The 17,677-nt window shown below is 70.7% G+C and carries 13 protein-coding genes; 6 read left to right on the top strand and 7 right to left on the bottom strand.

Annotated features, from left to right (window positions below; genetic code table 11):
• Nucleotides 1-21 precede the first annotated feature (21 nt).
• The 3 genes from ABZ806_RS24170 (at nt 22) to ABZ806_RS24160 (ending at nt 7,520) form a co-directional block, all read left to right on the top strand.
• Nucleotides 22-1,131: an EcsC family protein gene (locus tag ABZ806_RS24170; RefSeq protein ID WP_500219638.1), complete on the top strand. Its 1,110-nt coding sequence runs from the start codon at nt 22-24 to the stop codon at nt 1,129-1,131.
• Nucleotides 1,132-1,275: 144 nt separating this feature from the next.
• Entirely contained in the window at nt 1,276-5,274 is a 3,999-nt protein-coding gene (locus tag ABZ806_RS24165; protein WP_500219637.1) for an NACHT domain-containing protein, read from the top strand.
• Nucleotides 5,271-7,520, top strand: a complete 2,250-nt coding sequence (locus ABZ806_RS24160; RefSeq protein ID WP_500219636.1) for a glycosyltransferase — start codon at nt 5,271-5,273, stop codon at nt 7,518-7,520. The genes ABZ806_RS24165 and ABZ806_RS24160 overlap by 4 nt, the downstream gene beginning before the upstream one ends.
• A 75-nt stretch (nt 7,521-7,595) precedes the next feature.
• Here the strand turns inward: ABZ806_RS24160 and ABZ806_RS24155 are convergent, their stop codons facing one another.
• From ABZ806_RS24155 to ABZ806_RS24135, 5 genes are read right to left on the bottom strand one after another with little or no spacing between them, the layout of a single operon-like run.
• Nucleotides 7,596-8,423 (bottom strand): urease accessory protein UreD, encoded by an 828-nt coding sequence (locus tag ABZ806_RS24155; RefSeq protein WP_500219635.1) that lies wholly within the window; start codon nt 8,421-8,423, stop codon nt 7,596-7,598.
• A complete protein-coding gene (gene ureG / locus ABZ806_RS24150; RefSeq protein WP_500219634.1) occupies nt 8,420-9,118 on the bottom strand; it encodes an urease accessory protein UreG in 699 nt (232 codons plus the stop codon). Before ureG ends, ABZ806_RS24155 begins: the two co-directional genes overlap by 4 nt.
• Before the next feature lie 42 nt (nt 9,119-9,160).
• Entirely contained in the window at nt 9,161-9,886 is a 726-nt protein-coding gene (locus ABZ806_RS24145; RefSeq protein ID WP_500219633.1) for an urease accessory protein UreF, read from the bottom strand.
• Nucleotides 9,886-11,922: an urease subunit alpha gene (locus ABZ806_RS24140; protein ID WP_500219632.1), complete on the bottom strand. Its 2,037-nt coding sequence runs from the start codon at nt 11,920-11,922 to the stop codon at nt 9,886-9,888. The genes ABZ806_RS24145 and ABZ806_RS24140 overlap by 1 nt, the downstream gene beginning before the upstream one ends.
• On the bottom strand, nt 11,919-12,641 hold the full coding sequence (locus tag ABZ806_RS24135) for an urease subunit gamma (RefSeq protein ID WP_500219631.1): 723 nt from the start codon (nt 12,639-12,641) through the stop codon (nt 11,919-11,921). The genes ABZ806_RS24140 and ABZ806_RS24135 overlap by 4 nt, the downstream gene beginning before the upstream one ends.
• A 564-nt stretch (nt 12,642-13,205) precedes the next feature.
• Between ABZ806_RS24135 and sigJ the strand changes: the two genes are divergently transcribed.
• The 3 genes from sigJ to ABZ806_RS24120 all read left to right on the top strand — a co-directional run bounded on the left by sigJ (nt 13,206) and on the right by ABZ806_RS24120 (nt 15,874).
• A complete protein-coding gene (sigJ, locus tag ABZ806_RS24130) occupies nt 13,206-14,114 on the top strand; it encodes an RNA polymerase sigma factor SigJ (protein ID WP_500219630.1) in 909 nt (302 codons plus the stop codon).
• 104 nt (nt 14,115-14,218) lie between these two features.
• On the top strand, nt 14,219-14,365 hold the full coding sequence (locus tag ABZ806_RS24125; RefSeq protein WP_500219629.1) for a hypothetical protein: 147 nt from the start codon (nt 14,219-14,221) through the stop codon (nt 14,363-14,365).
• A 57-nt stretch (nt 14,366-14,422) separates the two neighbouring features.
• Complete coding sequence (locus ABZ806_RS24120; protein WP_500219628.1) at nt 14,423-15,874, top strand: MFS transporter; 1,452 nt, start codon at nt 14,423-14,425, stop codon at nt 15,872-15,874.
• A gap of 101 nt (nt 15,875-15,975) precedes the next feature.
• Here the strand turns inward: ABZ806_RS24120 and ABZ806_RS24115 are convergent, their stop codons facing one another.
• Together ABZ806_RS24115 and ABZ806_RS24110 are read right to left on the bottom strand one after the other, a co-directional pair.
• Nucleotides 15,976-16,992 carry a CU044_5270 family protein gene (locus ABZ806_RS24115; RefSeq protein WP_500219626.1) on the bottom strand — a complete coding sequence of 339 codons (1,017 nt, stop codon included), beginning with the start codon at nt 16,990-16,992 and terminating at the stop codon, nt 15,976-15,978.
• A gap of 2 nt (nt 16,993-16,994) precedes the next feature.
• On the bottom strand, nt 16,995-17,567 hold the full coding sequence (locus ABZ806_RS24110) for an RNA polymerase sigma factor (RefSeq protein WP_500219625.1): 573 nt from the start codon (nt 17,565-17,567) through the stop codon (nt 16,995-16,997).
• Nucleotides 17,568-17,677: the final 110 nt, after the last annotated feature.

The raw sequence follows: 17,677 nt of genomic DNA, 5'->3' as shown, positions 1-17,677 counted from the left end.
ACCCCCCGCAAGGAGAAACGCATGCAGGATTCTTCGGAATCTCTTGAGTCCTTCGAGCCTGAGATGAACGGCCGCAGCGATGCCACGGACTCCCCCGGCGGGGACGATCGGGCGCCCGACTCGGACGACGACTCGGCAACGGCGTCGGCGGCCCCGGGAATGTCCCCGTACGAAGTGCGCACATGGACGGCCCTTGAGACTCACTGGCAGCGCAAGGCAGACCGGCGGAAGCTGATGCCGGCGAAGGCCCGAGCCGCCGTCGAAGCCGCCGGGTCGAAGACGAAAGTTGTTCTGGGCCGCGCGGGGACCGCGGTCAAGGAGGCCACCCCCGAGTCCGTCAAAGCCGTCGGCGAGCGCGCGGCCGACGCCGTGCTCGCTCCCGTCGTAGAGGGCGCGATTCGACTGGTCGATCTGGCCAACGACTGGGCGGTGGAACTCACGGATCCGCAGAAGGTCATCGACTTCCATCGGAGCCGTAATCGCGATGTGTCCTCATTGGAAGACCTTCGTCGACTGGATCTCGCCGACCTCGACGAGGTCGTCCGGAACCTGGTCCTCAAATGGCGTTCCCTTGGCGCGGCCGAAGGGGCCGCGCTCGGTGCCCTCGCCCTTGTTCCGGTCGCGGGCGGGGCGGCCGCGATCACTGCGGACATCGCCGTCATGCAGGTGCTGACGACCTCGATCGCAACCCGCGTCTGCTACGCGTACGGGTTCGATGCGACCGACCCGGAACTCCAGCACGTCGTGGGGCGGATGGTGGCTCGGTCCTTCAGCGAGCAGATTCCCAAGGCGTCCACAGCCCGCAGTGCGAATCTCGCCGCGGCGGCTACCAAGGGGCGCACGAGGTGGAGCCAGAAACTCCGCGACGATCACAAGCTTCTCGCGGCTCTTGAGAAGCTGATGAAGCAGTGGAACGGCAGTTCCCACATTCCCGTCGGCAAAGTGGCGAAGGGGATCCCCGTCGTCTCGATCGTGACGTCGGCGGGAACCAACGCCTGGGTCATGGGAGATGTTGCGAAGCAGGCCCGTCTCTACGCTCAGACGCTCTTCCTCGCCGGGAAGTACGACCTGCCGCTGCCCGCCCGGCTGGCGACCTTCGCCGTCGAGGCGGATGACGACGGCCCGGCGTAGCCGACGCTGGAGTGTGGTCCGGCAGGATCGAACGACTTCATAACAACTGGAGCACTCTCCGCCACAACGTGTGTTCTGTCCGTTCTGATGGATGGAACGGGATCGGCACGGACGGGGTACGCCATGACGGATCTCCAACTTCGGGTGCTGTACGCCGGCCTTGTGGGACTCGCGGCGATCTCGATGATCCTGGCGCTCTGGGCGCGCAGATTGCCGCGTCGGCGTCTTCGCCGCGACGGCGAGCAGTACGCCGAGGTGCTCACGGCGGGTGTCCTCTACGAGCTGGATTACGAGACACATCGATACAGCGGCTCATCCCCTCCAAGTCCGTACCCCCGTCACCCGTACGTCCCACCGATATTTGACGTTGGGCCAGGGGCAGTCGGCCGGCCACCCATGTATGCGACCGACCTGCAGGACGCGCTCGGACAGTCGAGCAAGCAGGTCTTCGTTATCCTCGGCGCACCGGGAGCGGGAAAGACGACGCTGTTGCGCCAGATGGTTCTCGAGGCCGCAGACCGGTTCCTGGAGCAGGGGTCGCGTCCGCTGCCGGTACTGCTGTACCTGCGCGAGCACGTGCACACGCTCCTCGACCTGGACGATCTCGCGGATCTGGCCGTGCGGACGCGACCCGGCGCTACGGTCGGCCCGGACCGGATGCGCGCCCTGCTCGACGGCCGGTGCCTGGTCTTACTCGACGGCCTTGACGAGATAGGCAGTGTCGATGAGCGCTCCATCGTCGTAGGCTGGCTGCGCCGGCAAATCGATCGTTATCCCCGGGCATCGTGGGTCATCGCCTCGCGCTCTTCCCGTTACACCGGCACACTGCCCGCCACAAGGGTCCTGACCGTCGGCGAGTTCGATGTTGAGCAGCGGGCCGAGTACATACGGCGCTGGTACCGGAGTGTCGCCGAGTACGAGCCTCACTACAGCCAAGGGACGGACTACGCCACGCGGCAGGCCGCCGATCTGCTGGCTTGGATCGAGCGCACCCCTGCCCTCGCGGGCCTTACCAGTCCCGTCATGCTGAACCTGATCGCCGGAGCGCACCTCAGGGCGGGCGCGGACCCGCGCGGCATTGTCGAGGTGTACGAGGAACTGCTCGAACTGCTGTTCCGGCGACGCCAGGAGGGCAAGCACACCGCCGACCCCAGCGGACTCAGCAGCGAACAGCAGCTTCGCATCGCCCGGCGGCTGGCCCTTTTCCAGTTGGAGGACGGCCGTCCCCGCTTCGATGAGGGCGATGTGTACGACCAGGCTGGACGTATCGTTCGCGGACGGGCTGGTGTTCGGGAATTCTTCACATCGATGACCGAAAACGGTTTGCTCGTCGAACTGGGAGACGGAAACTACGCCTTCGTCCATCGGCCCGTCCAGGAGTACCTGGCCGCCCAGCAGCTCACCGAGCAGAAGTCGGTACGGATGCTCGCCGGCCGGATCGAGGACCCCGGCTGGTGGCAGACCATCGTGTTCTGGGCGGCGAAGTCCGACGCCAGTCTGGTCATACGGGCGTGCCTCGACTCTGCCACCACGCAGGCTCTCGAGCTGGCGCGGAACTGCCTCGCGGTAACGCCTCAGGTGGCCCCGGAGCTCCGGGAGGCCGTCGAACGGTTCGGGATGGGCGAGGACGACAGCTGGCGCGCGTTCGGCGCCGGCCCGCTGGCCGACTACGTCGAGCGGCAGTACGCCGTCGCCGCCGCCGAGCTCATCGAGCAAGCCGGCCAAGACGAGCGACCGATCGATGTGGAGGACTTCTCGAACTTCACGGCCTCCTTCACAGATGACGAGAACGGTGTCGACCACGGTTCGCTCTTGTCCGCCGCCGTACTGGGGGATGAGGCGGGGCTCACCCGCGACGCCGCCCGCTTCCGGGCCAGGGGCCTGACGGCGTTGGCGCTCGCCGTCCGGGGTGAGAGCCGGGAGTCGGCGCGAGACCTCTGCCTGGCCGCCGTCTCGGCGTTGGGGGACGCGTCTCGCGATGACACGCTGCTGGGGCGGGCCGTGTCGGTCTACTTGGACGCGCCGCCCGGCACGGACTTCCGGGCGGCGCTGCGGCGCCATGACCGGGAGGGCGAGTCGGTCGCCATGGACCTGATCGTGCCGCTGCTCGCCTACAGCGAGACCGCCGGGGCCCTCCTCGTGGAGGCGGTGCGCCGGGACGGCGGCCTGTCCGCACGCGCCAACACCGAGCTGCGCGCGGCCAGTGCCGGGAGCTGGGGCGGTGGGGTCGAGATATGGCGGCGCGACCGGCGCAAGCTCGCCTACCGGTTGCGGTCGGTCGCCGAACTGGACCTGCGCGGCTGGACGCTGCGCGAGGCCGCCGACCGTGTTGCCGACCAGCTGGACGCGGCACCGGCGTCCATGGAACTCGGCGCTCTGGCCGATGCGCTGAAGGCGCTGCACATGGCGATGGCGGACCGGCAGTTCGATGACCGGGACCGGTGCCTGCGCAAGGCCGCCCACCTCGCCGGAGTGATCAGGGAGGGCATACATGCCGCCCCGACGTCCCTGACGGTGGAGGTCGTCGAACCGGCCGCTGCTCGCATCGGGGTGCTGGCCGACGAGGCCCGCCGGCGCCTCGTCGCCGAGAATCCGCCGAGCCCGGGCATCGCGGCGGCGCTGCCGGCGGCCCGGGTGTGCGGTCCCCTGGTGACCGCGCAGGTGCGGGTGCGCAACGCCGACGGTGCCGCGCCCCTCGAGACGGCCTGGCTCGCGGTCAGTGCGGACCCGGGCCGGTGCCCGCCGGTTCGGGAGCGGATCGACCTGCCGGCGCCGGTGCCCGGTGGTGCGTCCGCCACCGTGTTCGTGCCCTTCCGGCTGGGTGAGGACGCACAGGACGTCACTGAGATCGAATTCGACGTCGTCCTGCATCATCGCCCCCGGTATGCCGAGGACGACGCCCAGTTGGCGGAGCGGCTGGCGGTGTCCGTCGAGCGCGGCTACACGCCCGTCCAGCCAAATCCCTTCTCCGAGGGGGCGCTCGGCCGTCCGATCGCCGACCCGGCGATGTTCTTCGGCCGGGAAGAATTGATCGGACGGATCAGGCAGCGACTGTGCACGGCGGGTGAACCCGGCGCCGGCATCGCGATCTACGGGCAGAAGCGCACCGGCAAGTCCTCCATCGCCTTGCAGCTCATGCGGCTGCTCGCCCGCGAGGACGGGTTCGCCGTCATCAACGCGGGCAGCCTCGGCGGGCTGACCCGCTCGGGCACGGACGCCGACAGGCAGCAACTCGCCGCGCTGCTGTGGCGGATCCTGACGGGGGTGAACAAGACCCTGGTCGGGGGCACGCCGCTGCTCCGGTCCGGTCTCACCAGGGGAGGGCTTGCCGGAAGTCTCGATCCCGTGGGCGACTTCGTGGAGCTGCTCCATGCCTGTCGCGCCGACCGTCCCGATCTCCCGCCCTGGGTGGTGTTCTTCGACGAGTTCCAGTACGTGGACCACTGGATCCGCACGGGGCTGGTCTCCCGGTCCTTCATGCAGTCGATCAAGGCGATCATCGAGGCCCGGCTGTTCCATCTGGTACTGGTCGGGCAACCGCAGTTGAAACGGGTCATCGAAGCTGATCCCAACGCCTTCGGCGTGTTCGGCATCGAAAGAGTCACTTACCTGAACGAGGCGGGCGCCCGTGCCCTGGTACGGGAGCCGGTCCAGGGTGCGCCCGGTACACCAGTCCGCCACCTGCCCACCGCCGTGGAGCAGATCATCGACCTGACCGGCGGCAACCCCTACTACCTGCAGAAATTCTGCTACGAGCTGGTCGAGTACATGAACAAGGAGAACGCCGCCACCGTCACGGAGGCGGACGTGGCCGAGGTCGCGGGCCACCTGGTGGAGACGATGAACGCGGGAGACTTCGACAACCTGGAGTCCGCCGTCGGCGTCGAGGACCATGCGGACGCCGGCTCCGAGCCGGACACGGCGGCGATCCGCCAGACCCTGGTGTCGGTGGCGCGGGCGTCCAGCGACGGGCCGACCACGTTGCGGGAGATCGAGTACTGCCACGGCGGTGCCGTGTCGCCGGAACTGCTCGACGACCTGGTCGCCCGTGAGGTGCTGCGGCGGGACACCCGGAGATACCGGATCGCCGTCGGCCTCTACCGGTCCTGGCTGGAGCGCTACTTCACGGAGGGAAGAGCGTGACCGCGCCGAATCCGTTCCGGGACGCCGGGCGACCTGCCACCGGCGACCGGTATATCGAGCGGCCCGCGTTGCAGGAGGGCATCGGCCAGCTCTGGCGGGACCCCGGCCGGCCCGGCAACCTCAGCGTCTTCGGCCAGCGCGGTGTCGGCAAGACCAGTCTCGTCGAGCACAGCCTGGCCGGAATGGACCGGACGGACCTCGTGGTCACCCGGCTCGACGTGGGCCGCATGACCTCGGTGTTCGACCTGTTCGGCACGCTGACCCGACGGGTCGCCCGATGCCTGCCGGACGTCCCCGGCCTCGCGGACCTTGCGGCGGCCGCGCGCCGCACCACCGACTGGGCCGACCTCGACGAAGCGGTTTCGGTGTTCTTCGAAGCGGTCGGCGACGCGGGCCGGTACGTCCTGCTCGTCCTCGACCAGTTCGACCGTGCGCCGCTGGTGCTGGCCGAGTTGTCGGGCTACCAACTGCTGCGCGCACTGGCGAGCGAGGCCCGCTACCCGGTCGGCCTGGTGACGATCTCCCGGCGTCCCGTCCAGGAGATCGAGATCGACGCGGCCGGCGGCTCCCGCCTGCAGGGCGTCATCGGGCGGCGGTGCGATGTCGGCCTGTTCGAGTTGTCCGAGACGGCGCGGATGCTGGAGCGCGCATCGGAGTCCGGACTGGACCTTTCCGCGGATGCCGCCGAGATCCTCGACCTCACCGGAGGCCATCCCCTTCTGCTGGAGTCGCTGTGCGACCAGATCGTCCAGCACTACCGACGGACCGGCAAGGTCGATGTCGGGGCCGCCTACTCCGCGGGTGCGGTGGACCTGCGCGCCTACTTCGCACGGCTCACCGGGGCGATCGACCGGGACGCGAGAGGGGGCGGCGGCGACCTGCTGCGCGCCATCGCGGGTGGAGCCACCGTCGACGAGACGCCCGAACTGCAGGAACTCGTACGCACTGGGATCGTCGTCCGGAACGGATCCGATCACCGGCTCTTCTCCGCGGCGTTCGCACGGTCCCTGGCGGAGCAACGGAGCGCCCCCGCGGCCGACAGCCCTGCCCCGGACGACGGCTGCCGGGTGCTCGTCGTCGCCACCGAATGGGGGTCGGCCCACGGCGGACTCAGCACCTTCAACCGGCAGCTGTGCCGAGCGCTCGCCGCTCGCGGCGCACAGGTCTTCTGCATGGTCATCGACGCCACGCAGGACGAGAAGGACGAGGCCGAGGCCGACGGAGTCGTCCTGCTGGCACGCGACCGGCTCGCCGGAACCCCCGAGGAGATGGGTCTCTTCCTGCGTCCCGACCTGCCGGGCCGAGTACGTCCCAACCTGGTGATCGGGCACGCGCGGATCACCGGCGCGGCCGCGCTCGTCCAGGCGCAGGACAACTTCGAGGGCGCGACGCGGCTGCATTTCGTGCACATGGCGCCCGATGAGATCGAATGGCACAAGCTGAAGGACGACGCGGCCGACAGTGCGGAGGCCCGCACCCGCACCGAGGTCTTCCTGGGCCGCCAAGCCGATCGGCTGGTGGCCGTCGGGCCGCGCCTCCAGGGCCGTTTTCAGGGCTACCTGTCGAGGCCGGACGATCGCGAACCGCTCCGGTTCGATCCCGGGTTCGACGTCGCCGACCCGCGCCGCCGGAAACTGCCCGGTGGCGTTCCGCTGAGCATCCTGCTCATCGGGCGGGCCGAGGAGTACCGGCTCAAGGGCCTCGACCTGGCCGCCAAGGCATGCGGCCTCGTGGCCGAGCGGCGTGACCGGCAACGCCTGGACCGGATCGAACTCGTGGTCCGCGGGGTTCCGGCGCACGATGCCACCGCGCAGCGGGAGCAGATGCGGAACTGGGCGGACAACCCGCGGTTGACCATCACGCCCCGCCTCTACACCACTGACGCGGAGCGCCTCAGCGACGATCTCTATCGGTCCAGCGTGGTCATCATGCCGTCGCGGGACGAAGGGTTCGGCCTGGTGGGCCTTGAAGCGATAGTGGCGGGCACACCGGTGCTGCTCAGTGAGAACAGCGGCCTCGCCGAACTACTGAGAGAGCGGCTGGGCCAGGAGCGCGCCGCCAGCTGGGTCGTGCCGATGTCGGGACGGGACGAGGAGGACAAGGCCAGCTGGGCCAACGCGATCGAACGAGTGCTACTGGGCCGGGAACGTCATTTCGAAGAGGCCGAGAAACTGCGGGCCGACCTCGCCGTAGAACTGCCCTGGTCGCGCTCGGTGGAGACGCTTTTGTCCACCTTGGGATTTTGACCTGTGGACATGAGTGCCGGATCACCAAGGTGGTGTGAGTAAGCCGTTTGTGCCTACATGCGCTGGTTCTTCTGCTCAGTTGCGGGCCGGGAGTGCGGCGGTGAAGGACGGCGTCAGGCCGGTGGTATCGGGGGCGAGGGCGGTGAGGAGTGTGGCGTGGTCGGCGATGGGGGTGATGACGCCGTGCGCGCCTGGTGGAAGGTCCCGGAGGATGCGGGTGGGAGGGTTCCTGTCGAGATCGGGACCGATGTGGAGGAGTTGGCCGATGGCGCGGTTGCCGCCCAGGACGGCCGGGCCGTCCCAGGCGGGTGTACCCGGGCCGTAGGCGGTGTGCTGGTCGAGGAGCGTTTCTCCCGCTCGGCGGACGATCAGGCGGCTGCTCAGTCGCCCTGGGGGTTCGCCGGCGCGGCCGAGGATCTGCTGTTCGCCGAGCAGGATTCGGGCGGTGGGGGCCAGTTCGACCCGGATGAGCTGGCGCAGGTCGCTGCGGGCGGCGGAGATGGTGGGTTCGGGAAGCCAGTGCAGGCGCGCGTTGTCGTCCACGCGCAGTGTCACGTCGTAGGTGGCGTATCCGGGTGCGGGGCCGGGCAGCGCTATTGATGCGGTGGCGGACGTGACATGCAGGTCGGCGCCTGGTTCGACGGTCACTTCGATGCGCAGCCGATCGCCGTTGTGCGGGGTGCTCATCGCGTTGAGAACGCAGACGCGTGCCTGGCCGCCGTCCGAGCGGAGTCGCCGGAGGTCGAAGGGGCCGTCGCCGTCGAGGACCGGGAGGCCGGTGGTCCTGCTCTCGGCGCGGGCCGTGATGCGGGCGATGGCGTGGAGTCCATGGACGAGTGGTCGGCCGGACAGGGACGGCGCCGGAGTGTCGTGGGCGGCGGGCATGGAGGCTGTGGCCGTCATGCGCGGACCGTGCCGCGTCCGGCGAGGCGGCCGGTGACCCAGTCGGCGATGGCCCTGCCGCCGTCCGCGCCGGTCACGCTGGTGAGCAGGACGGGCAGGGAGGCGCGGGCGGCCTTGGCGTCGCGTTCCATGGCGTGCAGGTCGGCGCCGACATGGGGGGCCAGGTCGGTCTTGTTGATGACCAGGAGATCGGATGCGGTGATGCCGGGGCCGCCTTTGCGGGGGATGTCGTCGCCTCCGGCAACGTCGATGACGAAGATCTGGTGGTCGACCAGTCCGCGGGAGAAGGTGGCGGTGAGGTTGTCGCCGCCGGATTCGATGAGGATGAGGTCCAGGGCGCCGATGCGGTCCTGCAGGTCGTCGACGGCTTCCAGGTTGGCGGAGATGTCGTCGCGGATGGCGGTGTGCGGGCAGGCGCCGGTCTCGACGGCGGTGATGCGCTCGGGCGGCAGTACCGCCTGGCGCAGCAGGGCCTGTGCGTCTTCGCGGGTGTAGATGTCGTTGGTCACCACCGCGATGGAGAAGGTGTCGCGCAGGTGCCTGCACACAGCGGCGACCGTCGCGGTCTTGCCCGAGCCGACGGGGCCGCCCAGCCCGATGCGCAGTGCCCGCGAACCGTTTCCGGAGTCGGCACCGCCCGGAAGGACGTCCGCGGACAGGGACGAAGGGTCGGTTCGCGCGTGGTGGATATGCATGGCTGCTCCGAAGTCGCTGGTCGGGAAGAGGTGTCCGGGTGGTCAGCTGGCGAACAGGCGTACCGGCCAGGCCGCGTGCTGTTCGGCGGTGATGTCCAGCAGGGGCGCCGATGCCGCGGGTATCGCGTCGGTGCCTTCGGCCGGCACCCGGGCCGCGTGCCCGGCGGCTTGGTCGGCGACGTCCTCGATGGCGCCGGTGAGGCGGGCCAGGACGCCGGTGGCCTGGAAGGGGTCCAGGCCGATCAGCCGGATCGCCGCGGTGACCGGGCCGCAGACGGTGTCGTACGCGGCGGCCTGGGCGGCCTCGGGCGGGGCGAGCCCGGCCGCCCGCGCGACCAGGCCCAGCACGATCGGCTGGTGCACGCCCTCGGGGCGGGCCGCGGCGAGGGCGTGGAGCCGGGGATCGGGCCACGCGACGCGGGCGGCGCGCATCAGCTGCCGTCCGAGCCTGCGCGCCACCCGGCGCAGGGCCGGGCTGGGCGTGCGCGCGTCGGCGGCGGCGTCCAGCGGCAGCGGGTCGCAGCCGCCGGCCGCCGCGGCCGCCAGACCCGCGGCGACCAGGCCGGTGGTGTGCAGACGGCCGCGGCAGAACTGCTCCAGCGTCGCCGGATCGTGGACGCGGCCGGCCGCGATGGCGGCCTCCGCCCCACCGGAGTGGGCGTGCCCCCCGGAGGGGAACCGCCCGTCGCTGAGCAGCAGCAGGGCCACGGGACCCGTGCCGCGTCCGGGCACGTCGCCGGTGAGGCCGGCGCGGGTGGGCGACGCCATCAGAACAGGAAGTACCGCTGGGCCATGGGCAGCTCGGTGCGGTAGTCCAACACGACGTCCTCCTCCTTGACCGACACCTCGGTTCGGGTCGGCGTCTGCGCGTCGGCTGGCGTCTGCGCGTCGGTCGGCGCGTTCTTCTCGGCCGTCGCCCGGGTTTCGACCGTCACTGTCACGTCGCTGGTCCGGTCGTCCTGTTCGCCGGCGCCCCCGCTGCCCTTGACGATCACCTCGAAGCTGTCGGGCTTGACGTCGATGACGGGCTTGGCGTCGTTCTCGCGCATGTGGGCCTTGGTCAGGTGCCGCGTCCCGGCGATGCGCACGAACCTCTTCCGCAGGCCGGGGACGTCGGCGGTGAACTTCTCGGACACGAAGTTCACCGAGTTGTGGCCCGGGGCGTGCCCGAGGCTGCCGAACATCCGGCGCGGCAGGAGCGGCTGGGGGGTCGGGATGGAGGCGTTGGCGTCGCCGACCTGGGCATAGGCGATCTGCCCGCCCTTGAGCACGGCGTCGGGCTTGACGCCGAAGAACTTCGGCTCCCACAGCACCAGGTCCGCGAGCTTGCCGGGCTGGACCGACCCGACCAGGTAGTCGATGCCGTGCGCGACGGCGGGGTTGATCGTGTACTTGGCCACGTACCTGCGGGCGCGCAGGTTGTCGGCGGCCTCGGTGCCGCCGAGGTCGCCGCGCTGCACCTTCATCGCGTGCGCGGTCTGCCAGGTCCGCGTGATCATCTCGCCGATCCGGCCCATCGCCTGGGCGTCCGACGACATGATCGAGATGGCGCCGAGGTCGTGCAGCAGGTCCTCGGCCGCCATCGTGGACGGCCGGATCCGCGAGTCGGCGAAGGCCAGATCCTCCTTGACCTTCGGGTTGAGGTGGTGCGCGACCATCACCATGTCGATGTGCTCGGTGACGGTGTTGACCGTCAGCGGGCGGGTCGGGTTGGTGGAGGCGGGCAGCACCCGGTCGTGGCCCGCCATCTCGATCATGTCGGGGGCGTGGCCGCCGCCAGCGCCCTCCACATGGAAGGCGTGGATGCACCGGTCGCCGATGGCCTCCAGGGTGCTGGCCAGGGAACCGGCCTCGTTCAGGGTGTCGGCGTGCAGGGCGAGCTGGACGCCGGACGCCTGGCACACCTCCAGACAGACGCGCAGGACCTCGGGCGTGGCGCCCCAGTCCTCGTGGATCTTGAAGCCCATCACCCCGGCGGCCAGCTGGTCCTCCATGGAGACGCGCGAGGTCGTGGCGCCCTTGCCGAGCAGTCCGACATTGACCGCCGAACCGTCCAGCGCCTCGAACATCGCGGCGATGTGCCACGACCCCGGCGTGACGGTGGTGGCCTTGCTGCCCTCGGCCGGGCCCGTCCCCCCGCCGATCAGCGTCGTGACCCCTGCCGCCAGCGCCTCGTCGATCTCCTCGGGGCAGATGAAGTGGACGTGGGTGTCGACGCCCCCGGCCGTGAGGATCTTGCCGTTGCCGGAGATGATCTCGGTTTCCGGGCCGACCACGATGTCGGTGGGGCTCGGGCGGACGATCCCCGGTTCGGCGGCCGCGGGCGCGGGAAAGTCGGGCGCACCGTCGGCGGGCTCGGGCCGCTCGCCGAAGCGCGGGGTCATGGTCTCCGGGTTGTACGCCTTGCCCAGCGCCAGGATGCGGCCGTTCCTCAGCGCGACGTCGGCCTTGACGATGCCCCAGTGGTCCAGGACGACCACCCCGGTGATCACGGTGTCGGGAGCTCCCGGCGCGCGCTCGTCCGGCGCGCGCTCGTCCGGCGCGCGCTCGCCCGGTGCGGCGGCCAGCAGGCGCGGAACGGCGGACTGGCCCATCGACTCGCGGATCATCTTGCCGCCGCCGAACACCATCTCGTCGCCGCTGTGACCCGGGCCGCCCGCCCAGTCCTGCGTGATCTCAACCCGCAGGTCGGTGTCGGCGAGCCGGATCCGGTCGCCCCGGGTCGGCCCGTACAGGTCGGCGTACTCGGCACGCTCCAGCCGGGGACGGCACCCCTGCGACTCGGTCTGCTGGTGCTCCGTCATCGGCTCTCCGCCCCGTCCGTCTCCGCGTTCTGCCGCGGGTCGAGTTCGCCTCTGATCTCTCCGCGCAACCCCAGCACGATCCGCTTTCCCTGGATGGGCACCAAGTCCACCTCGACCCGGCAGCCGGGCTCGAACCGTCGGGAATTGCCCGCGGGAATGTTCAACCGCATCCCCCGGGCGCATCCGCGATCGGGTTCCGCGTCCGGATCCCCGACCGGTACCGCCCTGATCTTCAGATCGGGATTGACCTCGTAGAAGTGGTAGTGGGAGCCGACCTGCACGGCGCGGTCACCGGCGTTCTGGACCTGGACCCTGGTGATCGGGAGGCCCGTGTTCACCTCGATCGGGTCGGCCGTGCCGGGATGCTCGATCTTCCCGGGGCCGTCGACGTCGTCCCTGGCCGGGATGGGGTCGCTGATGGTCACCAGCTTGGTGCCGTCAGGGAAGGTCGCCTCCACCTGGACCATCTCGATCATCTCCGGGACGCCGTGCATCACGTCCTGCCGGGTCAGCACCCCGCGCCCGGAGGACATCAGCTCCCGGACGGTCCTGCCGTCCCTGGCGCCTTCGAGCACGTGCGCGGTCAGCAGCGCGACGGCCTCGGGATAGTTCAGCCGCAGCCCCCGTTCCTGCCGCCTGCTCGCCACATCGGCGGCCACATGGATCATCAGCCGTTCCTGTTCATGCGGGGTTAGATGCACTCCGCCTCCTCCGCTCATCACCCCGGGCCTTCAGGTGCAGGGGCCGCCGAGTTCGATTACTCTTCGTACTCAAAGAGTCACTGAGCATGACCTGACGGGGAAATGGGCACTCCCGTCACCTTGGCCTCACCAATCAGAGCCACAACGATGGCCGTTCGCACCGTCCGCCCTAGCTGGGCAGGACTGCTCGGAGTTGCTCGCACAGCGCTTCTACCTCGCGCTCGTCCGGCACCGCCCCTTCGCGGAACATCGCCATCTGCAAAGCGGGCCCGTACGCGCCGAACCGGGCCATGGACGACGTGCCGTACTGGCTTGACCACCAACGTCCCCAGGCCGAGCGGGCCTACCGAGTGCTCAACGACCCATCCCGATGCCTCCGCAAGACGACCGCCTGGAAGGGAACGAATCCCAGCAAGAAGGTCACAGGCAAGGCATCCAGCGACCGGTTCCATGGAAGCCATCTTCCAGGACGCCGACGGTGGGTGCGCCGGGTGCGGGCGTGGAGGGGGAGGAACTGCGGTCACCTTCGTGGAGGTTGGTACGTCATGGCGGCGATGACATCTGTGGAAGGGGTGTGTGACCGTGAATCCGTCTGAGTTCCTCGCCGTCCGGTTCGAGGAGCACCGTCCTCATCTGAAGGCGGTCGCGTACCGGATGCTCGGATCGCTGTCCGAGGCCGATGACGCGATCCAGGAGGCGTGGCTGCGGCTGGCCCGATCCGACGAACGTCAGATCGACAATCTCGGCGGTTGGCTGACCACGGTGGTCGGCCGGGTATGCCTGGACGTCCTGCGAGCGCGCAAGCGACGCGGGGAGGAGCCGCTGGAGGCGCGGCTGCCCGACCCGGTGGTCGGACGCGAGGACGGAAGCGATCCCGAACAGCAGGCGCTGATGGCCGATTCGGTCGGGTTGGCGCTGCTGGTGGTGCTGGAGTCGCTCACTCCGGCGGAGCGGTTGGCGTTCGTGCTGCACGACATGTTCGGATTGCCGTTCGAGGAGATCGCGCCGATCGTCGACCGGACGCCGGCCACGGCCAAGAAGCTCGCCAGCAGGGCCCGCCAGAGGGTTCGCGGCGCGGCGCCGCCGCCGGACCCGGATCCGGTCGGCCAGCGCCGGGTGGTGGACGCCTTCCTGACCGCCGCGCGCGGCGGCGACTTCGACGCGCTGCTCAGCCTGCTGGACCCGGACGTGGTGCTGCGCGCGGACGGCGGTGTGCTCGCCGGGGGCCTGCGGGTCATCCGCGGCGCTGCGGCGGTGGCCGGGCAGGCCGCCACCTTCCAGCGCATGGCGACCACTGCCACCACGCGTCCCGCCCTGATCAACGGCTTGGCCGGACTGGTCAACACCATCGACGGGACGCCGATCTCGGTCATGAGCTTCACCGTCGCCGACGGCAGGATCGCCGCGGTCGACATCTTGGCCGACCCCGCGCGGCTGGCCGGGCTCGACCTCGCCTCCACTGCCGGCCCGGGACGTCCAGGAAGTCTCTGAAGAATCCGGCGCAACCGGTCACCTCCGCCGATACGGGGTCGTCAGTGCGGTGAACGAGCCGATCAGGCCGGCATGAGCAGCCCGCCTCGCTGAATGGACGTCCCGTGAACGCGACCCCGAACGACATCCCCGCCTCCCGGTTCGGCGACCCGCAGCAACTCGTCCCCGAGTGCGGTGCCGCCGCCGACGGCGCGCGCACTGCGCCGTCGGCCTTCCCTCTTGCAGCCCTCTCCCGGGATCGGTGCGCGTGACCATGCCGCGCCGACATGACCCCGGTCCCGGCGGGACCTTCAGCGAAAGAAGTGATCATGACGTATGCCTCCAGGCGGGGGCTCGCGCTCGCGCTGCTCGCCGCCACCCAGTTCGTCCTGGTGCTGGACGCATCGATCGTCGGAGTGGCGCTGCCGTCGATCGGCGCCGACCTGACGTTCGCCCCCGACGACCTGTCCTGGGTCGCCAACGCCTACACCCTGGCCTTCGGCGGGCTCCTGCTGCTCGGCGGCCGCGCCGCCGACCTGGTCGGTCGCCGCCGCATGTTCATGCTCGGCATGGCGCTGTTCGCGGCCGCGTCCCTGGCCGGCGGCCTGGCGACGAGTGCCGGACTGCTGGTGGCCGCCCGGGCCGCCCAGGGCATCGGCGCGGCCCTGGTGTCCCCCGCGGCGTTGTCGCTGGTCATGACGGTCTTCCCGGCAGGACCCGAACGCAACAAGGCGATGGGGGTGTTCGGTGCGGTGGCCGGTGCGGGCGGTGCGGCCGGGTCGATCCTGGGCGGGATGCTGACCGAGTGGCTGGGCTGGCAGGCCACCCTGTGGGTGAACGTCCCGATCGGGTTGGCCGCGATCGCGCTGGCACCGCGGCTGCTGCCGGAGGCGTCCGACCGGAGCGCCCGCGGGTTCGACCTGCCCGGCGCGCTGACCGCCACCGGCGGGCTGGCACTCCTCGTCTACACCCTGGTCGAGGCCGACGGCGCCGGATGGGCCTCGGCGCGCACGCTCGGCCTCGGCGCACTGGCCGTGGCGCTGATCGGACTGTTCTTCCTCATCGAGGCACGTGCCGCGCACCCGCTGGTCCCTTTGAAGATCTTCCGGCAGCCGGTTCTGCGCGGCTCCGACCTGGTCGCGCTCCTCACCCTGATGGCGATGGCGCCGCTGTTCTTCTACCTGACCTTCTACATGCAGCAGGTCCTCGGCTTCGGCCCCGTCCGGGCCGGTATGGCGCAACTGCCGCTGGCGCTCGCGATCGCCGTCACCGCGGGCGCGGCGGGCACGCTCATCGCCCGGTGGGGGCTGCGCATGACGATGGCGGCGGGACTGGCCGTCACCGCCGCCGGACTGGCCTGGTTCTCCCGCATGTCCGCCGACGGCGGCTTCCTCACCGACGTCCTCGGCCCGACGCTGGTGATCGGAGTCGGCGCTGGACTGGCGTTCGTCACCACCACGGTCGGCGCGACGTCCGCCGCCCGCCCCGGACAGGCCGGCCTTGCCTCCGGCCTGTTCAACACCGCGCAGCAGGTCGGCGGATCGATCGGCCTGGCCGCCGTCGTCGCGCTCTCCACCGCCCGCACCACCGGAGCCCTGGCCGACGGCGAACGCGTCGCGGCCGTGGCGCTCACCGACGGCTACCGCGCCGGCATGCTCGCCGCGGCGGCCGTGGCCCTGGCCGCGAGCCTGGTCACCGCCGTCCTGCTGCCGCCCCGCACGGACGCCGCCCTCGTCCCCGACCCCGTCGTCGAGCCGGTCGGTGACACCACCGCCGTCTGAGGCACGACCCGGCACGGTGCCTGGACGGTCGCGATTGTGCGGCCGTCCAGGCACCCTGGTTTCGCCACCGGGCCGAGTTGGGCTTCGGCAGATCCCGTCAGTTAGGGGAGGGTGGGGATCTTTGGGGCGCTGTCGGTCCAGCCGGCCTCCAGGTACAGCACCTTGTCGACCTTGCCGGGGACGTTGGGTGTGGTGCGCGACGTGCTCAGCACGAGTGAGGAGTCCGGGTCGATGATCAGGGTGTCGGCCACTTCGCGCAGGACCCGCACGTGCAGGCCGACCCCCTTGCGTCCGCGCTCGTCGGTGACCTCGCCCATGGCGGTGACCCCGGGCATGGCGGCGAGCATCCGGTAGGTGGCGGCGCGCACCTTCGGGGGTGCGGGGACGGAGCTGAGCAGGTCGGTTGCGCAGTTCTTCACGACCTCGTCGGCGGTCCGGCCCGCGGTGGGGTGGTCGCGCGGGATCGCCCGCTTCAGCGCGCTCCGCAGCTTCCCAGGGTCGTCCGGCAGCGCCTGGACCTGCTTGAACGTCATGTCCCTGTCGCAGACCAGGAAGGTCTTCGTCCCGGTGTCCTTGTCGAGGATGGGGGAGATCGGGTTCGGGTCGGGCGAACCGTCCCGGCGGAAGGCGGGTGCGTCCTTGGCGGACATGGGCACGGCGCCGAGCCCCCGGTACCCCGTCCAGGACCGGCCGTCCGGGCGGCTCCACTGCCCGATCAGCTGCCGTCCGAGCATCCAGTAGTCTCCCCGCTCGCTGTAGAAGGCGTTCGACTGCACCCTCAGGACGTGCCAGTACTTGCCGGTCGAGGGTGCGGCCTCGGCGTGCTCGGCGGCGGTGAGCAGCACGGTCTTCGCCGACATCGGCTGTGCGACGGCCGGCCCGTGGCCGGGATCGGGTGCGCGCGGGGTCGTCCCGGACGACAGGACGACCGCCCCCGTGACGGCGGCGGCGGTGGCGGCCAGGCCGAAGCCGCTCCACAGGACGGGACGGCGCCAGGCGCGACGCGCGGGCGGCTGCGGCTCGCGCATCCCGTTGAGGACGCGGTGGCGGACGGCGGTCTCGGTCTCCGGCGTGGGCGGCTCGTCCAGCATCGTGGCGATCATCTGGAATTCGTCCATGGTCACAGTCCTTCCGTGGGGGCGGGAAGCACGGCGCGCAGCCTCTTGCGCGCCCGGTTCAGGCGGGAGCCGACGGTGCCGTAGGGGATGCCGAGGACGTCGGCGATTTCCTCGTGCGTGAGCTGGGCGAGGGCCTTGAGCAGCACGACGTCGCGGTCCTTGCGGGACAGTGCGGCGAGCGCGCGGGCCAGCGCCGGCTGGAGCCGTTCGGCGGACACCGAGGCCGCGACCCGGTCGTCGTGGCCGCCGGGGTCGGGGTCCGCGCCGACCTGCGCGAGCACCTGGTAGCGGCGGGTCTCGGCGCGGCGGTGCCGGGCGATGAGGTTGGTCGCGATGCCGAACAGCCAGGGCCGGACGGACCCGCGGGACGGGTCGAAGGCGGCGCGGCTGCGGAACGCGGTGAGGAACGTCTCGGCCACGACGTCGTCGGCCGCCTGCGGGCCGAGGCGTCCGGCGACGTAGCGGTGGATATCGGCGTAGTGCCGGTCGTAGACGGCGGTGAAGCGGTCGCCGTCGCGGACGGACGCGGCGAGCAGTTCCGCGTCCGTCGGGGCCGTGTCGGGTGGGGCGGTCACGCTGCCGCCCCTTCCGCTGTGTCCGGCATGGGCACCTCCGGGTGAATGGTCGTCACTCCTACTTCGCGCGCCCTCCGGATCGCTTTCACGCGGGCCTTGAACAGCGCTTG

The sequence above is a fragment of the Spirillospora sp. NPDC047418 genome (assembly GCF_040643275.1).
Taxonomy (GTDB): Bacteria; Actinomycetota; Actinomycetes; order Streptosporangiales; family Streptosporangiaceae; genus Spirillospora.
Note: the sequence above shows the minus strand (reverse complement) of the source record. Positions and strands in the feature narration are given on the sequence as shown.

Coding starts and splice junctions, on each gene's coding strand:
- ABZ806_RS24135 (WP_500219631.1), bottom strand. CDS start 12,641: ATGAGCGGAGGAGGCGGAGTGCATCTAACCCCGCATGAACAGGAACGG.
- ABZ806_RS24145 (WP_500219633.1), bottom strand. CDS start 9,886: ATGGCGTCGCCCACCCGCGCCGGCCTCACCGGCGACGTGCCCGGACGC.
- ureG (WP_500219634.1), bottom strand. CDS start 9,118: ATGCATATCCACCACGCGCGAACCGACCCTTCGTCCCTGTCCGCGGAC.
- ABZ806_RS24140 (WP_500219632.1), bottom strand. CDS start 11,922: ATGACGGAGCACCAGCAGACCGAGTCGCAGGGGTGCCGTCCCCGGCTG.
- ABZ806_RS24155 (WP_500219635.1), bottom strand. CDS start 8,423: ATGACGGCCACAGCCTCCATGCCCGCCGCCCACGACACTCCGGCGCCG.
- ABZ806_RS24115 (WP_500219626.1), bottom strand. CDS start 16,992: ATGGACGAATTCCAGATGATCGCCACGATGCTGGACGAGCCGCCCACG.
- ABZ806_RS24120 (WP_500219628.1), top strand. CDS start 14,423: ATGACGTATGCCTCCAGGCGGGGGCTCGCGCTCGCGCTGCTCGCCGCC.
- ABZ806_RS24170 (WP_500219638.1), top strand. CDS start 22: ATGCAGGATTCTTCGGAATCTCTTGAGTCCTTCGAGCCTGAGATGAAC.